The following is a 19,666-nucleotide window of genomic DNA, read 5'->3' as shown; positions in this document are numbered from 1 at the left end:
ATATCATTTTATTAAGCAATATTATGTTTAATTTTTGGACATTTAGCAAAGATATGCTCAAAAGTGAGTTATTTCCGTCTCTCACTTGACTATTAACAAAATAATAGCGACATCACAGGCAAAGAAAAAGCGATACTGTCGATTTTCAACAGATCGCTTTCTTTATTTCTGACTCTACAACAATAACATTGTCTTATTGTTTTTTACGCGTTACTGATAAAACAGAAGCAAAACCGAGTGTAAAGCTGTCTTATCTTATGTGTGTAACGCGTATTTCCATCTCAACTTAACCAACAAACAGATACGAAAAAATCGCCCCTGTCATTTTCAGGGACGATTTTCACATCAAACCAATTTAATGCAGATTATGCATCAAATGGATGACGGAGAATGATGGTTTCTGAACGGTCTGGGCCAGTAGAAACGATATCAACAGGAACGCCTGTTAACTCTTCTACGCGCTTGATGTAGTTCAGTGCTGCTTGTGGCAGTTGAGCGTGATCTTTCACACCAAACGTCGTTTCGTTCCAGCCTGGCATTGATTCATAGATAGGCTCGATACCTTCCCAATCATCAGCAGCTAAAGGTGTTGTATCAATCACTTCACCGTTTGGTAAACGATAGCCTACACACAGTTTCACTTCTTTCAGACCATCTAACACATCCAGTTTAGTCATGCAGAAACCAGACAGTGAGTTGATTTGAACAGCACGACGAATAGCGATGATATCTAACCAGCCAGTACGACGACTACGGCCTGTAGTTGCACCAAATTCTTGGCCTTTCTCACGTAAGAAGTCACCCACTTCATCAAACAATTCAGTTGGGAATGGACCTGCACCTACACGAGTAGAGTAAGCTTTGATGATCCCTAATACGTAACCAACATAGCGAGGGCCTAAACCTGAACCGGTTGCCACACCACCAGCGGTTGTGTTTGAAGAGGTTACATACGGATAAGTACCGTGGTCGATGTCTAATAAAGTACCTTGTGCACCTTCAAACATCACTAACTCACCGTTTTGTGTTGCTTTGTACAGTAAGTCAGAAACATCAACAACCATACCTGTCAGAATATCAGCGATTGCCATGATATCGTCTAAGGTTTTTTGGTAATCAACAGGTTCAACTTTGTAGTAGTTCACCAGTTGGAAGTTATGGTATTCGATGATTTCTTTGAGTTTTTGTGCAAACGCTTTTTTATCAAACAGATCGCCAACACGTAAACCGCGACGAGCAACTTTATCTTCGTAAGCAGGACCGATACCACGGCCTGTTGTACCGATAGCTTTTTCGCCACGAGCTTTCTCACGCGCATTGTCTAATGCGATGTGATAAGGAAGGATTAATGGGCAAGCTTCAGACAGAAGTAAACGAGAACGAACAGGAATACCACGATCTTCAAGTTGGGTCATTTCCTTCATCAGCGCTTCCGGTGATAAAACGACACCGTTTGCTATGATGCTAACAACATTTTCACGGAGAATGCCTGATGGGATTAAATGAAGAACGGTTTTTTCACCGTCGATGACTAGAGTGTGACCTGCGTTATGGCCACCTTGGTAGCGAACAACATATTTAGCGCGTTCTGTCAGCAAATCGACTATCTTGCCTTTGCCTTCGTCACCCCACTGGGTGCCCAATACGACAACGTTATTACTCATTTCAAAATACACTCGGTTGCTTAAAAAAGGATTCTACCATCTCAATTCAAGAGTTACAGTAGATTTTATCTAATTATGTCATCCCCGCTTTTAAGCAATAGATTATCTTGCCATTGTCAATATTTTTGCCCAAAAAATCCGCATCACAAACGTATTGTGACTTTTATCAACAGTTTTGATCGCAAAAACAGGAAGCAGAGTGACATAAAAGTGAAAACGGCGAAGAAGACGCTTCGGAATTGCCGAAGGTTTATCTTGAAATGCAATTTTCACTTTATACTATCCCAGCTAAAACCATTTTGGAAACCATTAAGCGTAAATTTTCATCTTTTTATGCACAATTATTTATTTCTTAGCTTGATTACTCGCTTTATCTTATTGATATCAAAAAAAATCCCCCACTTTTTAAGGTGGAGGATTTTATTATTTACTCAAATGGTTTAACGCGTTTAGAAATTACTCTTCAATCGCTCGCGCTTTTGTCGGTGCTTTCATATAGCGTAAGAAGTCGCTATCTGGGCTTAACACCATGACGTCATTGCCGTCTTGGTTAAAGCTCTTCTCATAAGCACGTAAGCTACGAATGAACGCATAGAAGTCTGGATCTTGGTTGAATGCATCAGCAAACAGTTTAGTTGCTTGTGCATCACCTTCACCGCGAAGACGTAATGATTCACGCTCAGATTCAGCCAATGTCTCTGTTACAGTCTTATCAGCAGCAGCACGAATTTTCACCGCTTGCTCTTGACCTTGTGAACGGTGACGACGAGCAACGGCTTCACGCTCTGCACGCATACGCTGGTAAATCGCTTCAGAAACTTCCATAGGTAAGTTGATTTGTTTGATTCGAACGTCAATCACTTCAATACCTAAAGCCGCCATACTGTTCATGTTGATAGCTGGAGCTTGGCCTTTAGTTTCTTCAGCCACTTTTTTAGCTGCAATAGCAATTGCATCATCAGCAGCGCTTGAATCACGAGAAGGAGTACCTTCATTCAGTGCATTACGAACATCAATGGTTAAACGACCACGAGAATCCGTAATAATTTGGTTAACGCTCATACGACCAATCTCAGAGCGTAAACGGTCACTGAACTTACGACGCAGTAAAGTTTCAGCTTGCGTTGTGTTACCACCACCCGTTGCCAGATAGTAGGTACTGAAATCACTGATACGCCATTTCAGATAAGAATCGACTAATAAGTCTTTATTCTCACCTGATAAGAAACGGTCTTGCTGGATATTCATAGTTTGAATACGCGCATCCAGTTTTTTCACATTCTCAATAAATGGAATTTTAAAGTGAAGACCTGGTTCATAAACAACGGGCTTATTTTCAGCATCACGTACAACTTTCGCAAAGCGTAAAATAATGCCACGCTCATATTGTTGAACGACAAACACAGAAGAGTACAACAACGCTAAAATAATAACTGCAACAACAGCGATAACTTTACGCATGATTATTGTCCTCCTTGATTATTGCCGTAAGGCTGACCATAACCGCCATTATTACTACCATATCCACCATTACCATAAGTCGTTGTTGCTGGTTTTTGTGCCGGTGCTGGATTTACAGTTGGAGCGGGTGTGTTGATACGAGCAGGTGCCTCAAATGTATTTGATGGTGCAGATTGAGATTGCTGACGTAACATTTGCTCTAAAGGCAGCACTAACATGCTATTACCTTTATCATTAGCGATGATTTTACGTGTTTTTGATAGCACTTTTTCCATCGTTTCAATATAAAGACGCTCGCGAGTAATTTCAGGAGCAGCACGATATTCAGGTAAGATTTTAGCAAAGCTTGCTACCTCACCTTCTGCTTTCATCACCACACTGGTTTTATAAGCAGTTGCTTCTTCAATCATACGTTGTGCGTTACCTTTTGCTAACGGTAGCACTTCGTTTTTATAAGCTTCAGCTTGACGGATTGTTTTTTGTTCTTCTTCACGTGCAGCAATTACGTCATCGAATGCCGCTTTTACCGCTTCTGGTGGGCGAGCCACTTGGAAGTTGACGTCCACAATCGAGATACCCATGTTATAAGGACGGATAGTCTCTTCTAATTCTTGACGTGTTTGGTCACGAATTTCTGAACGGTTAGAAGTCAGAATTTTTTCCATTTCTGAACGACCAATAACGCCACGCACTGCACTGTCAGTTGCCTGACCTAAGCTGTTAATTGGTGTTGTCAGGTTAAATAGGAATGTTTCTGGATCAGAGACAACATACTGCACGTTTATCTCGACTTGAACCATATTTTCATCTGACGTTAACATCATGCCACCCGTAGTTAAATCACGGATAGTTTTTACGTTAACAGGCTGAACTTCATCAATGAAAGTCGGTTTCCAGTTCAGACCAGGTTCAACGATTTGGTAAAATTTACCAAAACGAGTCACAACGCCTTGTTCTGCCTCTTTGATGGTATAAAAACCACTTGCAGCCCAAACTACGACAACCGCACCTAATGCAAGAGAAATCAAAAGATTTCCAGCATTACTACGAGGACCGCCATTTTGCCCAGAAGAGGAGTTTCCACCTTTTTTACCGCCGAAACCACCAAGTTTTTCACTCAGTTTACGGAACATATCATCGAGATCTGATGCTCCACGATTCCGACCTCCTTGATTACCGTTGGAGTTACCGTTGCCATCGCCATTATTATTGCCGCTGTTTCGGTTACCCCACGGGTCGCGGTCTTGTCCGTTGTTACCGGGCTGATTCCACGCCATGTTCTAGCTCCATTATTATGATTAGATTTATCAGGCTTAAGAGCCGATTTCGTCGCCAGCTCTCAGTTAATGTTCATTATTATGGCCGAATATCAGACCACGTAATCCAATAAATTTGGTTCCTGCTTGCAAAGGCGACGCCAGTCTACCATAGGCATACGTATGATTAGCCCAACTTTACCGTCTTTTTCAATCCATTCACGTTCTATTGACTGTAATTGATAAAAACGACTACGTAAGCGCCCTGTATTCTCTGGCGGTAAACGTAATTCAAAGTGTGCGATCTCACCTGAAAGACGTTCTGTCAACGCCTGATACAACAGAGGAATACCTTCGCCTGTTTGTGCAGAAACCCAAACCCTAACGGGTAAGTTTTCTTCATTTCGATCAATTCTTGGAGTGAAGTCTTCAAGAAGATCAATTTTGTTCATGACATGCAGTGTTGGTATTTCTTGAGCATCAATCTCTTCTAATACGCTTTCAACTGCATGAATATTTTCCTCAAAACGGCTATCTGCTGCATCAATCACATGAAGAAGTAAGGTAGCTTCTCGTGTTTCTTGCAAAGTGGCTTTAAAAGCAGCAACAAGATCATGAGGTAAATGTCGAATAAATCCAACAGTATCGGCTAATACAACGGTTCCCACATCATCGACTTGAATACGTCTTAATGTCGGATCTAATGTTGCAAAGAGCTGATCTGCTGCATACACATCAGAACAGGTAATATGATTAAATAAACTCGATTTCCCTGCATTTGTGTAACCAACAAGGGATAATGTTGGAATATCAGCTTTACTCCGCGCTTGCCGTCCTTGTTCGCGCTGACGCTCAACCCTACCCAATCGCATTAGAATTTGACTAATTTTACCTCGGAGTAAGCGGCGGTCTGTTTCTAGCTGAGTTTCACCTGGTCCTCGTAACCCGATCCCCCCTTTTTGTCTTTCAAGGTGAGTCCACCCTCTGACTAAACGAGTTGATAAGTGACGTAACTGGGCGAGTTCTACCTGTAGCTTTCCTTCATGGGTTCTCGCTCTTTGAGCAAAAATATCAAGGATAACTCCCGTGCGATCAACCACACGGCATTCACAAAGTCTTTCCAGATTTCGTTCTTGTGCAGGTGTCAGTGCATGATTAAATAAAACAACATCTGCACCACTTGCTTTTACAGCTTCGGCAATTTCTTCTGCCTTACCTTCACCCACATAATATTTAGGATGAGGCGCTTTACGATTTCCTGTAATAATCTGAACTGGTTTAACACCCGCAGATGTCACCAAAGATTCAAATTCTTGCAAATCATCAACGTTCTTTTCTTGAGAAAAGAAGACGTGCACTAAAACGGCTAATTCGCCACCTTCATAACGATCAAACAAAGGCGAAACCTCTTGGACTTTATAAAAACAGGAAAAAACATAGGTAAAGTCTCCCTACCTATGTTTTTCTTATATCAAGAATAATATTGGATTATTATTCTGCAACATCATCCTGCTGAGCAGCGCCACCATTGTAGCCTGTACCAGTTTGGTTCGTGCCTGTGTTGCTATGATGAGAAACAGGACGCGAAGGTACCACGGTAGAGATAGCATGTTTGTATACCATCTGACTTACTGTGTTTTTCAGCAAAATAACAAATTGGTCAAAAGATTCGATCTGACCCTGCAATTTAATGCCGTTTACCAAATAGATAGAAACGGGAACCCTTTCACGACGTAATGCGTTCAGGAAAGGATCTTGCAAAGATTGCCCCTTAGCCATTCTATGTTTTCCTTATTTTGTTGTTTTATATTAGAACCCAATTGGTTCGAAAAATGAACTACTCAAAAATTGCGCTTTAGCAACTATCAATTTTACACAAACCTACCATCTATGCACTAACTACCTGCAAAACAGTGTCAAGAGATTGTTTTGGATCTTCACTATCAAGCCAGTGAATGTCATTCCAACCTCTTAACCAGGTGATTTGTCGCTTCGCTAATTGCCGGGTAGCGCAGATCCCTCGATAAACCATCTCATCATAATCTATTTCGCCTGATAAATATGACCACATCTGGCGATAACCGACACAACGTACAGAAGGTAAATCTTCATGCAGATCGCCCCGTTCATATAATGATTTTACTTCATCTTCAAATCCACACGTTAACATCTGTTTAAAACGGGCTTCAATGCGTTGGTGAAGAACATTTCTATCTTTCGGAGCAATCGCAAACTGATAAACATCATAGGGCAAAGACTCGCCTGATATTTTTGTCAATTCCGTCATTGTCTTACCTGAAATCAGGTAAACTTCTAGCGCACGAGAAAGTCGTTGAGGATCATTAGGGTGGATCCGTTGTGCTGCAACGGGATCAACGAATGCTAACTCTTTATGTATTGCCTCCCACCCTTGCTCTGCTGCTTTTTTTTCTATTTCAGCACGAACATCCGAATTGGCACTGGGTAAAGGCGATAGACCTTCAAGTAACGCTTTAAAATATAGCATAGTCCCACCCACTAATAGTGGAATTCGCCCAGCCGCAGTAATTTCTTCCATTGCATTTAATGCATCACGTCGAAAATCCGCAGCGGAATAGGGAAATGCGGGATCTAGAATATCAATTAATCGATGTGGAGCAAGCGATTGCTCATTCGCATCCGGCTTCGCTGTACCGATATCCATACCACGATAGATAAGAGCTGAATCCACGCTAATAATATCTACAGGCAGTTTTTGTCTCAGTGCAATTGCTAATGCTGTTTTACCTGACGCTGTAGGTCCCATTAGAAAAATTGCTTTAGGTTTTATTTGCGTGTTCACATCGCTCATTATTTAATGCCACTACCACCGGTTGTAAATCAATTAATTGTAATAAGTTTTTTGCTGGCTGTCTGACATATTGAGGGCAAAGTCTTTCAATATCAGCCAATAATCCTACTGCTTGAGCTTGCGACCATTGCGCTGGCTCTGCCCTTAATTGTCTTGCAAGCCATTGTCCAAGTTGTTGCTCGGTACAAGATTGTTCTGCTGACAAATAGGCTAATAATGCGGTCAGTAACACAGGTAAATTTTGCTGACGCAAAGGTAACGACACCGCATGTATTGTTGCTTTACCGTGAGAAATTTCGATAACGATCCCGAAATGACTGATTAGCGTTTGAAACTGATTAAATACACTAATTTCTTCTTTGCTCAATGCCAATTTTAAAGGCACTAACAAAGGTTGTGGCTTCAATGTTTCATCTTTAGGCAGTAATTGCGCACATTTTAACAGAAAATCAGCTTCTTCCAATGATAACAGCCCAAGACCTTGTGAAGATTCTATTAACGCATATTTCTGCTGATAAATTGCCAATACTCGCCCAAAAGTATAATCAGTTTGCCCATCTTTCGCATTGACGGAACGAGGCATCACCGAAATAACATCTTCTTCGATATTATTAGTTGTATGAACGATTTCACCTAAATTCAATGGGGCACGGTCAGGAAATAGGGGTATTTTTTCTTTATCTTTTGATGTAGATACACTTTCTTCCATCATTTTTTGATAAAGCGCACCTTGTGTCCGTTGATAACTTTCACCAAACTGCCGACTACCTCCAAATTGAGAGGCCTGTTTTTGATGAGAGTTATTATTGTGCTCTCGTTCATTAGAGTGGTGTGATGATGTATTTGGCGGAGTTTGAGCCATTGGTGCTTGATAAGGCTGAGAAAATACGTTTTCACCTGCAACTTGACGATTTTCAGGAAAATTTAACGCTATTTCGTGTTCTTCTTCGTCATCTGAAGTCAATGATAAAGGCTCTTGCGTTGCTTGTCGTAAAACACTCAACACGCCTTGGTAAATAAAATCGTGAACCAAACGAGATTCATGAAAACGAACTTCATGTTTCGCAGGATGCACGTTTACATCGACTTGGTGAGGATCAACGCTTAAATACAAGATATAAGAAGGTTGCTGCTCTCCTTGCAAATATCCTTCATAAGCTTGGCGAATAGCATGATTAATCAACCTATCACGCATCATTCGTCCATTCACATAGCAATACTGAAGTTCACTACTTTGCACTGGTGATAAAGGATGTTCTACCCAACCTTTTATTGCTAAATCACCATGTTCCCACGATAAATGCATTGATTGATTGACAAAATTATTACCACAAATCGCACTCAAACGGCGATTTTGCTGACTTTCATCTTTCACTGCACGATATTGTCGAACTCGTTTACCGTTATGGGTAAGATTTATAGAGATATCAAAACGTGATAACGCAATGCGACGTACCACTTCATCAATATGTGCAAATTCTGTTTTTTCAGTACGTAAGAATTTACGTCTTGCTGGCGTGTTATAAAAGAGATCGAGTACTTCAACTGTACTTCCGACAGGATGAGCGGCAGGTTTAACAGTCACCGCCATATCTCTACCTTCGGCGTAAGCTTGCCACGCTTCTTCTTGATCTTGAGTACGCGATGTCAGTGTTAAACGGGAAACTGAGCTAATACTCGCTAAGGCTTCACCACGAAAACCCATACTCATTATGGCTTCGAGATCGTCAAGACTTGATATTTTGCTAGTTGCATGGCGAGCAAGTGCTAACTTCAAATCATCACGATTGATACCACATCCATTATCACGAATGCGAATAAGCTTGGCACCACCTTTATCGATATCAATATCAATTGAGGTCGCGCCTGCGTCTAAACTATTTTCCAGCAACTCTTTAACGACAGAGGCTGGTCTTTCAACAACTTCCCCTGCGGCAATTTGGTTTGCAAGCTGAGGAGGTAATAAATTTATCGCCATTACCTTTATTCCATTTTACTCAATCAATTAGGCGCGTTTTGTAAAGGATGAGCCAGAAAATAATTTCTTAAACCCGCGTGAATAGATGCCGCAAGTTTCTCTTGATAAGCATCAGAAATCAGTAATTGCTCTTCTGACGCGTGGCTGATAAAGCCTGTTTCAATTAAAATTGAAGGGATATCTGGTGAACGTAAAACACCTAAACTCGCATGCTCTGGTGTTTTCTTATGTAGTGAACCCACTTTTCTTAGTTCAGACAATACAGCAACAGCAACGTCATAACCTACTCGCTGTGAGTTGCCAAACTGCAAATCAAGTACTGTTTGACTTAAATAAGGATCAGCGCCATCAGATAAAGCATCACCTGCACCACCAAGTAATTCAGATTGCTTCTCGCTTTGTTCAAGCCACTTACCTAATTCACTGTTTGCACGACGATTAGAAAGCACCCACACAGACGCGCCTCTAGCACTACGATTTGGTGCTGAGTCTGCATGAATAGACACTAACATATTCGCACTTTGCTTACGGGCAACTTCAGAGCGCCCAGCAACTGAGATAAAATAATCGCCACTACGTGTCAGAACAGGTTTAAACATAGGATCATTACGTAAGCGTGCTTCCAACTTCCTTGCCACACTTAGCGTTACGTCTTTTTCACGATTACCTTTCTGACCAATCGCTCCCGGATCTTGCCCACCATGACCCGCGTCTATCGCAATTATAATTTGGCGAGAACCCGCTTGTGGTTTTGAAGGTGTGGTGCGTGGTTTTACAATAGGAATAACGGGCGCAACCTCAGGTGTCGGCTTGGTAATTAAAGGTGCCATTTCCCTATTTGTGTTTGAATTTGTATTTGCAGTTGATGTAGTCGTAGTTGCTGCCGGTGATAACGCAACAACACTTACTGTCGATTGAGCATTGCTATTTTGTCGACTATTTATAGCTTTGATAGTAAGCACTAACTTATAGCCACCACTTGCATTCATCAAACTCTCAGTTACCACAACAGGCTGAGCAAGCTCAACGACCATACTTTGGTATTGGCTATCTTTTGATTGCGTTGATCGAATTTTATGGACTAACTGTCCATTGCCTAATGTTGCCGGTAATCCCGTGATTTTTGTGCTCTGTTTAAAATCCATCACCAAACGATCAGGACTTTTTAATGAGTAATATCGATAACTCGGCTTCCCATCACTAAAAGTGAATGTGAGAGTTGTTGCTGAAATACCGTTTTCTGCTTTTACTTCTGTCACAGTAGCGGCTTGTGCTATTTGCACAAAAAATAAAGACAAAACAACCAACAGAAAGGCAACAACATAGCGCTGACTTTGACTCACAATAGTGATGAGACTCGACATAATCAATATTCCTTTATGCAGACTGAATACGGGATAAAACAGTATTCCCTCTTTGTGAAAGGGCAACAAAACGCGCTTTTCGACCTTCATCTTCGTAGCTTAAATGAAGTTCTAAATCCGCGTTAGGTAAAAAACCTTCGCCTTGCGATGGCCATTCAATAAGGCATAACGCGTCTTGCTCAAAATAGTCGCGTATTCCCATAAATTCTAGCTCTTCAGCAGAAGCTAAACGATAAAGATCAAAATGATAAACAGGATTTGGCGAAAGCATATAGGGCTCAACTAATGTATATGTTGGGCTTTTAACATGCCCTTGATGACCAAGCGCTTGCAAAAAGCCTCGGCTAAAGGTTGTTTTTCCAGCACCAAGATCGCCATATAAATAAATGATCAATCCGCTATGATTAGTCGCCATTGCAACAGTACGCCCGAGTTTAACTGTCGCCGCTTCATCTTCTAATGTAACAACCCATTCTTTCATATTTAATATAATCTATTGTTAAGTTATAACGGCTTAATAAAGAGAGATCGTTGGAGAACATCCAATACTAAGCTTTATATGTTTTCTTAAGGCAAATAGTTATCGGAATCACTATCAAATAACCATACCATAAATCTATTTATTACGAGGATTTTTCCTACTGCCTCACTATGATACACTGCGCGCTCTTAGGACTCACCTCTTACCTATTGATTCGGTTTATTCATGTCATCACTCGATCTTAATCTTCTCGCTCAAAACATTAAATTATGGGGTTCTGAGCTAGGTTTTCAACAAACAGGAATATGTGATACTGACTTATCACTTGAAGAACCTCGCCTGCAAGCGTGGCTAGATAAGCAATATCACGGTGAAATGGCATGGATGGAAAAGTATGGAATGACACGAGCCAGACCTCATGAACTGGTTCCGGGTACATTACGTGTTATCAGTGTGAGAATGAATTATCTCCCTACGGATGCAGCTTTTGCACGAACTTTAAATAATCCAGAGCAAGGCTATATCAGCCGTTATGCGCTTGGTCGGGATTATCACAAAGTATTAAGACAACGTCTTAAAAAACTCGGCGAAAGAATTTCACAATATTGTCAGCAATTCGAATATCAAGGGGTAGTCAACTTTCGTCCTTTCGTTGATTCCGCACCTATTATGGAGAGACCATTAGCCGTTAAGGCAGGACTTGGTTGGGTTGGTAAACACTCACTTGTTATTAATAATCAAGCTGGCTCTTGGTTTTTCCTTGGTGAACTTCTGATTGATTTGCCATTACCTACGGATAGCCCAGTTGAAGAGCAATGTGGTAAATGTGTCGCCTGTATGACAACCTGCCCGACAGGTGCCATTGTTGAACCTTATACTATTGATGCCCGTCGCTGCATTTCTTATCTCACTATCGAGCTCGATGGTGCTATTCCTGAAGAATTTCGCCCTCTAATGGGTAATCGCATTTATGGCTGTGATGATTGCCAGCTTATCTGCCCTTGGAATCGTTTTTCATCACTGACTGACGAAGAAGATTTCTCTCCGAGAAGAGCACTTCATACCCCAGAATTACTCGATCTTTTTCAATGGAATGAAGATAAATTTCTGCGTATTACAGAGGGATCACCGATCCGTCGTATTGGCTATTTACGTTGGCTTAGAAATATTAGTGTGGCGTTAGGAAATGCACCTTATCAAGATAAAATTATACTTGCCTTGCAAGAACGCTTTGGATTGAGTGATGTTTTAGATGAACATTTAAACTGGGCGATTGCACAACAGACAGCAAAGAGAAATGAAAAAGAAGTAAAAATACAGACTTCACAACAAAAACGCTTAGTAAGGGCGATAACTAAAGGCTTACCTCGTGACGCTTAATTTTTAACAGAATAAACGCATTACGAGTAACCATTAATTTCCTCTGTGAATAAAATAAAAACCCCTTGCCTATCAACATGAACAAAAAATTCAAGCGAACTAAGACCCAAAATTTAAAAAAATTAAAATAAACTTAGTTATCAATTAGATATAAAATCCAATCAATTTATTGAAGAGAATAATATCCTTATCACTTAATGATACGTGCTTGTGGATAACTCTGTGCAGTAAAAAAATAAATAGTGCTTAGATGCGGTGGTTATTAGCATCTCACTGTGGATAAATCGATTTGGGAAGATTTTAAGAATAGTAGAATATATATCACGTTTTTTTAAAGAAAAGCCTGAAAAACCCTTTTCTTTTTCTAAAATACTATTCAATGCATGTTTAACAGAATAAAGGCCTAAAACCTAAAAAATGATCTTGCCTCTCGTTTCCCCTCTAAATGAGGAAAGGCGCACATTCTAGTGCTGTCAAAATAGAAATGCAAGCAAAGATCAAAGATAGATCACAAAAAAATAGCTTGATCTTACATGCAGTAATGACATTTTCTTTTTTGAGTAAAAAATCCCACACACTCTCTTTGCGCGTATTAAGTAAAACCCCTTAACTTGCACCCTAAAACAGTGTAGTCGATATTTAAAAAAGCGAGAGAAAAAATTTAAAATTTTCTTTATGGGGATTAAAAAATGAGATTTGATAAAGCAGAAGAGAAAAAACTTGGAGCGGGAAACGAGACTCGAACTCGCGACCCCAACCTTGGCAAGGTTGTGCTCTACCAACTGAGCTATTCCCGCATTTGGTAAGTTTTGACAATTATAAGTGAAAGATTTGGAGCGGGAAACGAGACTCGAACTCGCGACCCCAACCTTGGCAAGGTTGTGCTCTACCAACTGAGCTATTCCCGCGTCGCATAACACTACTTATAACTGTCTAAGAAAGATTGGAGCGGGAAACGAGACTCGAACTCGCGACCCCAACCTTGGCAAGGTTGTGCTCTACCAACTGAGCTATTCCCGCGTCTTTCTTACACCCGTACAAACAAAATTCTTCATCGGTACGGGAAGCGCATTATACGAGAAAAATGCTTAACCGCAAGCCCTTATCAACAAAAAAATACGTTTTTTTGATTACATGTCGATAAAATCATCACAATGATGCAATATCAATCATCAATGCACGCTTTTTACTCTTTAATAAAGGTTTTACGATAATAAGCAAGCTCCGCAATAGATTCACGAATATCATCCAATGCCTGATGCGTATTCTTTTTCTCAAAACCTTCTAAAATTTCAGGTTTCCAACGACGTGCTAATTCTTTTAATGTGCTCACATCAAGATAACGGTAGTGAAAATATTGCTCTAGCTCTGGCATATAACGGTATAGAAAACGTCTATCTTGCCCCACACTATTACCACAGATAGGCGATACACCTTTTGGTACCCATTTTTCTAGGAATTCAATTGTCGCTTTTTGTGCTGAATTATCATCATATGAACTGGCTTTTACGCGCTCAACTAAGCCACTGCCTGTGTGGGTGCGTGTATTCCATTCATCCATTAAACTTAATTGTTCATCTGATTGATGTACTGCAATTACTGGGCCTTCGGCTAAAATATTAAGTTGAGGATCTGTCACGATAGTGGCAATTTCGATGATACGGTCACATTCAGGATCAAGACCGGTCATTTCCAGATCTATCCAGATCAGATTATTCTCGCTTTTTGACATAATATATCCTAGCTGTTTCTAAGTGTGAGACATGATATTTTAGCGTTTATCATAGCGCGTTTACTCAATAAGCACGACAGAAGAACATCTAACCGAATAATACAAGTGAGGATCGGTGACAAAACGTAAATTATCTAAAGGCCAGCAACGCCGAGTACAAGAAAATCATAAAAAGCGTTTGCAGAGCAAAGAGAAAAAAAACCACGTTGAATTAGACGATACGCAATTAGGCGAAGCGACCGAAGGTTTAGTGATCAGCCGTTTTGGTCAACATGCCGATATCGAAGCTGCTGACGGCACTATTACACGATGCAATATTCGACGCACAATTTCATCACTGGTAACAGGTGATAAAGTTGTTTGGCGTCCTGCGCTACAAACACAAGAAAATGTCCGCGTAAATGGTATTGTCGAAGCTGTGCACGAACGAACTTCTGTGCTTACTCGTCCTGACTATTATGATGGCATTAAGCCTATTGCCGCTAATATTGATCAAATTATTATCGTTTCGGCTATTTTGCCTGAACTTTCTTTAAATATTATCGATCGTTACCTTGTAGCATGTGAAACCTTAAATGTTGAGCCTCTCATTGTGCTCAATAAAATCGATATGTTAGATGAAGAAAGCCGTAAGACAGTTAGTGAATGGATGCAGACTTATAAAGATATCGGTTATCGCGTCCTTGAAGTTTCTAGCTATACCAAAGAAGGGTTAGAAGCACTAACTCAAGAGCTTATCGGTCGTATCTCTATTTTTGCTGGACAATCTGGTGTTGGTAAATCGAGTTTACTTAACACGCTGTTACCCCCAATGGAAGAAAGCATTGTTGTTAATCAGGTCTCTGATAACTCTGGTTTAGGTCAACATACCACAACCGCATCACGGCTTTACCATTTCCCACAAGGCGGAGATGTGATTGACTCTCCGGGTGTGCGTGAGTTTGGTTTATGGCACTTAACACCAGAACAAGTCACCAAAGGTTTTGTTGAATTCAGACCATACCTTGGTGGTTGTAAATTCCGTGATTGTAAGCACTTAGACGATCCGGGTTGCTTAATTAGTGAAGCGGTGAGAAACAACGAAATCGCAGAAACGCGATTTGAAAACTACCATCGAATTTTAGAAAGTATGAGTCAGGTGAAAGTTCGTAAGAACATTAATTTAGACTCTTAATAATTGATTCACTGACAACCCTATTAAGGGTGGGTACAATAGACCCCTTTTGTCTATTTTTTATCGTTTAATCCCAGAGGTTGCCATTTTGGACAAGCTAAAAATTAAACTACAGTATTTATTGCCTAAATTATGGCTAACACAGTTAGCAGGTTGGTTCGCAAATAAAAAAGCGGGTGCCATCACCCAGTTTGTTATTAAAACTTTTGCGAAAGCTTATAAAGTTGATATGAATGAAGCGAAAGACAGCCAATTCCAAGCTTATTCTACATTCAATGACTTTTTTATTCGTACTTTAAAAGACGGTGCTCGCCCTATCGTTGAAGGTGATGACACACTTGCATTACCTGCTGATGGTGCAGTAAGCCAACTTGGTCTAATTCAAGATGACCAAATTTTGCAAGCCAAAGGGCATCACTACACCCTTGAAGCATTACTGGCTGGTAATTTTATGTTGGCAGATAAGTTCCGTAATGGTCAGTTTATTACGACATATCTTTCACCTCGTGATTACCACCGTGTTCATATGCCTTGCGATGGCTTATTAAAAGAGATGATTTATGTTCCGGGCGATCTCTTCTCTGTTAATCCATTAACGGCGGCTAATGTCCCTAATCTATTTGCACGTAATGAGCGTATTATCTGCCTCTTTGAAACTCAATTTGGTCCAATGATACAAATTCTAGTTGGTGCAACGATTGTTGGTAGTATTGAAACAGTTTGGTGTGGCATGGTAACACCACCTCGTGAAGGTATTATCAAACGTTGGACATATCCTCAAGCGGATAAAGCAGGAGCGATATTCTTGAAAAAAGGTGAAGAAATGGGCAGATTTAAGTTAGGCTCAACAGTCATCAACCTTTTCCCAGCAAATACTGTTCAATTGAATAAAGATCTTATGAATGGCTCCGTTACATTAATGGGGGAACAACTGGGTTCCATCATCAATGTCGCTGGTAATGACAATAATGCCATCAGTGAATAACACGTAATTCGGAGTAACTTTGTGCGCCTGATAATCAGTCTTTTCTTCTCGCTCTTTTTGACGTTTTCATTAAGCGCATCCGCAATATCAGCGGATGTGGAGAAATTACGTCAAGATATTAAACAACTTGAAGGAAGCACCAATCCTCAAGATATTGAGGCAGTTCAGGCGCTACAAGGGACTATCAACTGGATTAATGATGGTGAAAAGGCGCAAACAAACGCAGACAGCTATCAAAAAACCATTGATGATTACCCTCAAATTACGCAAGAGCTAAGAACCAAACTTCTTGAGGAAAGCCACGCTGTTCCCACTATTCCTGAAAAAATTAGCATTCCTGATTTAGAACAGAAAATTATTCAAATCAGCAGCCAATTAATGGAACAAGCAAGGCTTCAACAACAAGAACAAGATAAAAGCCGCGAAATTAGCGAATCTTTAAATTTATTACCCCAACAGCTTTCTGAAGCACGCCGTTTACTCAGTGATGCAACGGCAAGACTCGCGGCTGCCAGTGCATCAACAACACCGTTAACAGAAGCACAAAATAAGCTCACACAAGCAGAAGTCACCGCACGTAAAGCGATGGTTAATGAGCTTGAAATGGCACAGCTTTCAGCTAATAACCGCCAAGAAATCGCTCGCCTTCGCTTAGAATTGTTTAAAAAACGCTATCAGCGTCTTGATGTACAATTACAACAATTGCGCAGCTTATTAAATATAAAGCGCCAAGAAGTCGCTGATCTCGCATTAGAAAAAACAGAAATGTTAGCGGAGAAAGGTGGCGAGCTTCCTGAGTTTCTAACAAAGCAGATCCAAACTAACCGTGAACTCTCTCAGATCTTGAATAAACAAACTCAGGAAATGAGCGAGCTATCAGAAAAACAGCGCATTACCACACAGCAGACACAACAAGTTCGTCAAACACTCACCACTATTCGAGAACAAGCACAGTGGTTAAGTGGCTCTACTGCATTAGGCGAAGCATTAAGAACACAACTTTCCCGCTTGCCTGAAATGCCTCGTTCACAAGAGCTTGATAGAGATATTATTCAGTTGCGTGTCGAGCGTTTAGGTTATGAGGATATGCTGGAAAACTTAAGTAAGATCCAGCCACCAGAAACTACCGATGGCTCTAAATTGCCTGAAGCTCAGCAATATATTTTTGATTCTCTTATCCAAGCACGTCATGAATTATTGAATTCGTTACTATCTGGTTATGATTCTCAAATTCTTGAATTAACAAAACTAAAAGTTGCCACAACGCAATTAGCGGATGCTTTAAAAGAAACAAAAGATGCAACAAATCGTTATATGTTCTGGGTTGCTGATATCAGCCCTATCAAATTTAATTATCCGGTTTTATTAGTCAAAGATATCACTCGACTGCTTTCGCTAGATACCTTTTCACAATTAGGTCATGCTGCTGTTAGCATGCTTAAAAATCAGGATACGTTCCTATTCCTATTTGTCACTTTATCAATTGTGGGTTTTAGCCTGCGTACTCGAAAACACTACAACGCATTTCTTGAAAGAGTCAGTAACCGTATTGGTAAAGTCACACAAGATCACTTTTCACTAACGATACGCACAGTCTTTTGGTCTATTTTAATTGCGTTACCATTACCTCTGTTATGGTCTGCCGTAGGTTATGGCTTACAAAGTGTTGAATGGCGTTACCCAATGGCAGGAGCTATTGGATATGGAGTAACAGCCGCGGCACCAGTACTGTGGTTATTTATGATCAGTGCAACCTTTGCACGTCATAACGGTCTGTTTATAGCTCAATTTAAATGGAAAGAGAGCCGTGTTAAAAAAGCAATGCGCTTTTACCAGCTTTCTATCTTTGTCATCGTTCCACTAATGATGTCATTAATTACCTTTGAATATTATAGCGATAGAGAATTTGCGCCGACAGTCGGTCGCTTCTGTTTCTTATTACTCTGTATCGCCCTAAGCTTTATTACGTCTAGCCTTAAAAAAGCTCACGTCCCGCTTTATCTTGATAAGCATGGATCTGGCGATAACCTGATCAACACCATTTTATGGTGGTTCTTACTGCTTGCTCCAGTTATTGCAGGTTTAGCCGCAGTGTTAGGTTATCTTTCTACATCGATAGTATTACTTGGTCGTTTAGAAATGTCTGTCGCCATTTGGTTTGCTCTACTGATTATTTATCACATTATTCAGCGATGGATGCTTATTCAGCGCCGGAAATTAGCCTTTGAACGTGCTAAACAAAAACGTGCAGAAATTCTGGCTCAGCGTGCAAAAGGTGAAGATGAAAATACGATTGTCGGAAGCAGTGGTGAGAGCACAGTAGGACTTGAAATTGAAGCGCAAGAAATAGACCTTGATGCTATCAGTGCGCAATCTATTGGTTTAGTTCGCTCAATTCTAACGATGATTGCATTAGTTTCGATGATCTTATTGTGGTCTGAATTAAACACCGCATTCTCTTTCGTCGATAATATCCGACTTTGGGATGTCACCTCATCGGTAAATGGCGTTAACACGGTACAACCTATCACGATGGGCTCTATTTTAGTGGCTATCCTTGTCATTATTATCACAACTCAACTAGTTCGAAACCTCCCTGCTTTACTTGAGCTGGCTATTTTACAGCATCTTGATTTAACACCGGGTACAGGTTACGCCATTACTACCATGACCAAATACACCATCACTTTAATTGGTAGTATTGTGGGCTTCTCTTTATTAGGGATTGAATGGTCAAAATTACAGTGGCTAGTAGCGGCAATGGGTGTCGGGTTAGGTTTTGGTTTACAAGAAATTTTTGCCAATATCATTTCAGGATTGATGATCTTATTTGAAAAACCAATCCGTATTGGCGATACCGTCACCATTCGTAATTTGACGGGGAATATTTCTAAGATCAACACACGGGCAACTACGTTGACCGACTGGGATAGAAAAGAAATTATCGTACCGAATAAAGCTTTTATTACAGAGCAATTTATTAACTGGTCACTGTCAGATTCCGTCACTCGTATCGTAATGACTATCCCTGCGCCAGCAGACTGCAACAGTGAGCAAGTAACGAATGTGTTATTAGAAGCCTCTAAACGCTCTACAATGATTTTAGAAAACCCAGCACCTGAAGTTTATCTGGTCGATTTACAACAAGGTATTCAGATTTTCGAATTACGTGTTTATGCCGCAGAAATGGGGCATAGAATGCCAGCAAGACACGAAATCCATCAAAATATTCTCTTAGCCTTTGCAGAACATGGTATCCCATTACCGTTCCCACCATTCCAAGCAAGAGTGGATATGATGGGTAATACAATTCGTAGCTCAATGCGAGCAACACCAAGAGAAGTGGGCGGGTTATAAGTTC

Annotated in this window: 14 protein-coding genes and 3 tRNA genes; 4 read left to right on the top strand and 13 right to left on the bottom strand. The window is 40.5% G+C overall.

What is annotated here, in order from left to right:
- Positions 1-365 precede the first annotated feature (365 nt).
- The 9 genes from AB4J89_RS16740 to tsaE all read right to left on the bottom strand — a co-directional run bounded on the left by AB4J89_RS16740 (position 366) and on the right by tsaE (position 11,034).
- Positions 366-1,664: an adenylosuccinate synthase gene (locus AB4J89_RS16740; RefSeq protein WP_072069601.1), complete on the bottom strand. Its 1,299-nt coding sequence runs from the start codon at positions 1,662-1,664 to the stop codon at positions 366-368.
- A 456-nt stretch (positions 1,665-2,120) separates the two neighbouring features.
- A complete protein-coding gene (hflC, locus tag AB4J89_RS16735; RefSeq protein WP_075672791.1) occupies positions 2,121-3,125 on the bottom strand; it encodes a protease modulator HflC in 1,005 nt (334 codons plus the stop codon).
- A gap of 2 nt (positions 3,126-3,127) precedes the next feature.
- The gene (gene hflK / locus AB4J89_RS16730; protein ID WP_088494004.1) at positions 3,128-4,402 is read right to left on the bottom strand and encodes an FtsH protease activity modulator HflK; all 1,275 of its coding nucleotides are present in this window, start codon (positions 4,400-4,402) and stop codon (positions 3,128-3,130) included.
- A gap of 92 nt (positions 4,403-4,494) precedes the next feature.
- Entirely contained in the window at positions 4,495-5,778 is a 1,284-nt protein-coding gene (gene hflX / locus AB4J89_RS16725; RefSeq protein WP_088495974.1) for a ribosome rescue GTPase HflX, read from the bottom strand.
- A 94-nt stretch (positions 5,779-5,872) separates the two neighbouring features.
- Positions 5,873-6,160: an RNA chaperone Hfq gene (gene hfq / locus AB4J89_RS16720; protein ID WP_075672788.1), complete on the bottom strand. Its 288-nt coding sequence runs from the start codon at positions 6,158-6,160 to the stop codon at positions 5,873-5,875.
- Positions 6,161-6,269: 109 nt separating this feature from the next.
- Positions 6,270-7,211 (bottom strand): tRNA (adenosine(37)-N6)-dimethylallyltransferase MiaA, encoded by a 942-nt coding sequence (gene miaA, locus AB4J89_RS16715; protein WP_311755570.1) that lies wholly within the window; start codon positions 7,209-7,211, stop codon positions 6,270-6,272.
- Entirely contained in the window at positions 7,180-9,189 is a 2,010-nt protein-coding gene (gene mutL, locus AB4J89_RS16710; protein ID WP_368469996.1) for a DNA mismatch repair endonuclease MutL, read from the bottom strand. The genes miaA and mutL overlap by 32 nt, the downstream gene beginning before the upstream one ends.
- 23 nt (positions 9,190-9,212) lie before the next feature.
- Positions 9,213-10,553: an N-acetylmuramoyl-L-alanine amidase gene (locus AB4J89_RS16705; RefSeq protein ID WP_368469994.1), complete on the bottom strand. Its 1,341-nt coding sequence runs from the start codon at positions 10,551-10,553 to the stop codon at positions 9,213-9,215.
- Positions 10,554-10,566: 13 nt separating this feature from the next.
- Complete coding sequence (gene tsaE / locus AB4J89_RS16700; protein WP_088494008.1) at positions 10,567-11,034, bottom strand: tRNA (adenosine(37)-N6)-threonylcarbamoyltransferase complex ATPase subunit type 1 TsaE; 468 nt, start codon at positions 11,032-11,034, stop codon at positions 10,567-10,569.
- A 225-nt stretch (positions 11,035-11,259) separates the two neighbouring features.
- Between tsaE and queG the strand changes: the two genes are divergently transcribed.
- Entirely contained in the window at positions 11,260-12,414 is a 1,155-nt protein-coding gene (gene queG, locus AB4J89_RS16695; protein ID WP_109394723.1) for a tRNA epoxyqueuosine(34) reductase QueG, read from the top strand.
- A gap of 721 nt (positions 12,415-13,135) precedes the next feature.
- Here queG and AB4J89_RS16690 read toward each other — a convergent pair.
- From AB4J89_RS16690 to orn, 4 genes are all read right to left on the bottom strand, one after another.
- A tRNA-Gly gene (locus tag AB4J89_RS16690) sits at positions 13,136-13,211 on the bottom strand.
- 35 nt (positions 13,212-13,246) lie between these two features.
- A tRNA-Gly gene (locus AB4J89_RS16685) sits at positions 13,247-13,322 on the bottom strand.
- Between the two features lie 36 nt (positions 13,323-13,358).
- Positions 13,359-13,434, bottom strand: a tRNA-Gly gene (locus tag AB4J89_RS16680).
- A 166-nt stretch (positions 13,435-13,600) separates the two neighbouring features.
- The gene (gene orn / locus AB4J89_RS16675; RefSeq protein ID WP_006535770.1) at positions 13,601-14,146 is read right to left on the bottom strand and encodes an oligoribonuclease; all 546 of its coding nucleotides are present in this window, start codon (positions 14,144-14,146) and stop codon (positions 13,601-13,603) included.
- 115 nt (positions 14,147-14,261) lie between these two features.
- Here orn and rsgA point away from each other — a divergent pair, with 115 nt between their 5' ends.
- The 3 genes from rsgA to mscM all read left to right on the top strand — a co-directional run bounded on the left by rsgA (position 14,262) and on the right by mscM (position 19,662).
- Positions 14,262-15,320, top strand: a complete 1,059-nt coding sequence (rsgA, locus tag AB4J89_RS16670) for a small ribosomal subunit biogenesis GTPase RsgA (RefSeq protein WP_349474626.1) — start codon at positions 14,262-14,264, stop codon at positions 15,318-15,320.
- Positions 15,321-15,408: 88 nt separating this feature from the next.
- Entirely contained in the window at positions 15,409-16,305 is an 897-nt protein-coding gene (gene asd, locus AB4J89_RS16665; RefSeq protein WP_088494011.1) for an archaetidylserine decarboxylase, read from the top strand.
- Positions 16,306-16,326: 21 nt separating this feature from the next.
- Positions 16,327-19,662, top strand: a complete 3,336-nt coding sequence (mscM, locus tag AB4J89_RS16660) for a miniconductance mechanosensitive channel MscM (RefSeq protein ID WP_088494012.1) — start codon at positions 16,327-16,329, stop codon at positions 19,660-19,662.
- Positions 19,663-19,666 lie beyond the last annotated feature (4 nt).

This window comes from Proteus sp. STS61-E, assembly GCF_040932335.1.
GTDB lineage: Bacteria > Pseudomonadota > Gammaproteobacteria > Enterobacterales > Enterobacteriaceae > Proteus > Proteus mirabilis_B.
Note: the sequence above shows the minus strand (reverse complement) of the source record. Positions and strands in the feature narration are given on the sequence as shown.